Annotated in this window: 2 protein-coding genes; both read right to left on the bottom strand. The window is 61.9% G+C overall.

All coding sequences use genetic code 11. From position 1 onward, the window contains the following. A partial coding sequence (locus VK804_RS14155; RefSeq protein WP_325371445.1) for a S9 family peptidase occupies nt 1-2,448 on the bottom strand: 2,448 nt, incomplete at its 3' end. Nucleotides 2,449-2,506: 58 nt separating this feature from the next. Next, a partial coding sequence (locus VK804_RS14150; RefSeq protein ID WP_325371444.1) for a hypothetical protein occupies nt 2,507-3,571 on the bottom strand: 1,065 nt, incomplete at its 5' end.

Here is a 3,571-nt window from a genome sequence, read left to right as displayed (position 1 = left end):
CGGTGCGCTCGCCCCCAAGTCGTACGCCGGCGGCGGCTCCGCCTGCATCAAGTTGCGCACCAGAAAATCCCAGGATCGGCGCAGCGCATAGCGGCTCAACAGCAACGCACCGTGACCCGCGTTCGGGACGATGAGCAGTTCGAAATCTTTGTTGGCACGGATCAGGGCATCCACCAGTTGCAACGTCTGGCTCGGAAAGACATTGGAGTCCATGTCTCCATGCAACAAAAAGAGCTTGCCCTTGATGTTGCCAACCAACGTCGGGTTGGCGGCGTCGGTGTAGTTGCCGCCGGACTCCGGGCCATTGTAGGTTTCACCCCAAACCGCGATATAGCCGCGCTGGTCGTGATTGCCGGCATCCGCGACCCCGGCTTTGAAGAAGTCGGGAAACATCGCCATCGCATGGACCGTCGCATAGCCGCCGCCCGAAGTTCCATAGATTCCGACTCGATCGAGATCCATGTATGAATAGCGGCGTCCGAGTTCGCGCAGGACCGCCACGTGATCGTCGAGATGCCCTGCTTGGGCGAGGCCCCCGTACGATTCATCGTGAAAGCGCTTGGTGCGGCCGTGAGAGCCGCGCCCATCAACCAGAACGACGATGAATCCCAATTCCGCGTAGGCCTGCGCACCCATTCGATCGAATACGGTCGCCAGGAAATTCGGCTGCGCGCGATGCGATTGCGGGCCCGGATAGGGAGAATCCAAAACCGGATAGTGCTTGTGCGGATCAAAGTTCGAGGGCCGCAGCAGATTGCCGTACAGCATCGTCTTGCCGTCCGCGGCCAGCGCACTGAAGCGTTCCGGCGGGATCAATCCGGTGGCTGTCAGTTTCGACACGTCGGCGCGCTCAAGCTCGGCGATCAAGCTTCCATCCGAGCGGCGCAGCACTGTAACGGGCGGTAGGTCGGTCTTGCTGTACGTGTCGATAAAGAAACGCCCGGAGGGCGAGAAGCCGTAGGAATCCTCGGGCTTGCCCGCGGCATCCGGCGCCTTGCTCACGAATACACCCGCTTCTTGCTCGGAACGAACCGCGTGATCCGCCGCGTCCGGCGTCAGCAGACGGACTTTCCCATCGTTCAAACCGATTCGGTACACCTGGCGGTAATAGGGATCGACGCCGGGTTCGCGCTCGTTGGCAGCGATATAAATGAAGCCATTCTTTTGATCGAGATGCAAAACGTTGCGAACCGTCCAAGCTCCCGCCGTGAGACGCCGCTTCAGACGGCCGGTCGAACCATCATAAAGATACAGATGACCGAAGCCGTCGCGTTCCGAAAACCACAGCACATCATGATTGGCGAGCACATAGACCATGGGGCATTCGCCCAGACTCGCCGACTCTACAAACGTCGCGCCGGTCTCCGACAGCAGCTGTCGCGATGTCCCGTCGCTGGCTTCAATGAGATTGAGGCTCATGCTCTTGGCGTAGCGCGAACGGGCAATTAGGTATACGCGCGCGCTGTCGGTTGACCACCACGCGTCGCCCGCCTCGATCGGCGTCAAGAACACGGATGGTGCGGCGGCGGAAACCGCCCGGCCGGTTCGCTGCGTCAGATCGAAAATCCAAGGCTGCATCGTCGGGACAGCCGCGTCATTCGGCATCGCATAGCGCCACTGGTTCGGAATGGGGCGGACGCTGCCGTCCGTCGGCGTGGACTGCACCAGTGTCATTTCACGAACGTTGCGCTCGTCCAGTCGATGCGTGAACAGGTGCTTCGAGTCCGGCGACCAGAGCACGATGGGTTTCGGCGGAGGCCCGGGTGGACCGGGCAGGGGATGTCCATCTTTGACCGCGAGTGCGCGTCCCGCGGCACCGGTAGATATCACGCCGGCAGTGTATTCGACCGGCGCGGCGTAGCCGTAGTGCGGCAGCGCATCGGTGGTGAGCGGGAACTGGGTTTTGCCGTCCGCCGAACGAATCCACAGGTTGCCATTCTCGATGAAGGCGAGCCAGTGTCCGTCGGGCGAGGCAATGGCGAGTGGATCGGTTGCCGGATTGAGCGATTCAGTACAAGCGGGGCTGCGCGTCGAACAGTTCCAGATCTTGCCGTCGGCGGAGAAACTGATCTTATCGACAGCGACTTCGTCGTAGTCTCTGAAGGGCAGGCGCTGCGCTTCAATCACCTTGCCTTGCGCCTTGGACAGACCCGCAGCCACGATGGCTTGATCAAACGCCGCCGCCCGCTTGCCCGTCTCGGCCCACACCTGCACGAAGTCGGCTCTGCCATCGCCAAGTTCGCGCCGGTAGGTAAAGCGCTCCTGAGTTCCGCGGCGCCAATGCGGCGTGACTGCAGCATTGAAGACCAGCTTGTCTTGATTGCTCGCAAGAAATTGCGCCGCGCGATCGTAAACCTGCCTTTCGAGGACCGGGTGGTCGGCCGCGAAGGCCTGAGCAGCCGGCAGCAGCAGGCCCACACCCACACTCGCGCCGCCGGCGAAGATCACGCCTAATATCTTGGCCCGATGCCCCATCGACCTGCCTACCGTCAAGGCGTCACTCGGCTCAGTACCTCGAGGTGAATGAGGTCAGGTGGTAGACAACAGCCATCCACAGCATCACCACTGCGGAAACGGCGAGTACCGAGGTCCAAACCTTGCCTTGCCAGCTTCGCTTGCCGGTCCACGCAACCGCGGCAGCCCAGATGAGTACGATGGCTCCGCCCACGAATCCCACGATCGAGACCAGGTGCAGGAGAAATAGCCACGGATCGAGGCCGGGTCCGAGCATTGCCGTTCTCGAGCTGAGCGCTGAAAACAAGGCCAGCCATCCAAGCGAAACCGCGGTCACCGCGACCGCTGCGACACGCGAGAGCAAGCGGCCGCGTTCATCGCGCCCGACGAGGTCCAGCTTCAGATTGTTTCGGCGGCGCACGATCGCGGCGACCGGCCACAGCAGCGTGGTCAGCAAGAGCGCGGCGAAGGAAGACTCCACAGCCGGTAGCAGCCAACTCGCCGAACGCCACCAGCGAGCGGGTTCGTACACCGTAAAGGGCGAAATTTCATCGATACTGAAGCGCTGCACCCGTCCATCGACCACCTTCGCGGCCAGCCGCCAGCCGCTCTCGACGTCGCGCCACACGAAAGGCGCGACCTCGCGGTAACGGCGCGGCGCGCCATTGCGGCCCTTAAAGGAGGACGCTGTCAGGAAGCCGTCCTTGTCCACGACCAGCTTGAAGGGGCTGGCAAAATTGCCGATGCTCATGAACGAGGTTTCGGCACGCCGCGAGCTTTCGTAGTAGCCCACCATCAGCTTGGCATGCTCCGCGGCAGTCTTTGCATCGACGCTGTGCGTATCCGGCGCGCCCGGAAAGTACCGTCCGAGAAAATCGTCGAACAAGGCGCCGCGAATCGCGCCCGCGGCGCCTTCGCGGCCTTGACTGTTCACCGACACGAACAGACCGACGTGATCGTCCAACAGCAAATGCAGGTAACTGTGCATGTACACCGTGTCGCCGCCGTGGCTGATGATCCGATGGCCGTTGTAGTTCTGCTCGTAGAATCCGAGCATCATTCGATTGAGCGGCGGGATCATGTCGGTCGGCGTTTCGTGCATCATTTTCAGCGTTTC

The organism is Bradyrhizobium sp. (genome assembly GCF_035484855.1).
Classification (GTDB): Bacteria; Pseudomonadota; Alphaproteobacteria; order Rhizobiales; family Xanthobacteraceae; genus Bradyrhizobium.
The sequence above is the reverse complement of the archived record's forward strand: the minus strand, read 5'-3'. Positions and strand labels throughout refer to the sequence as shown.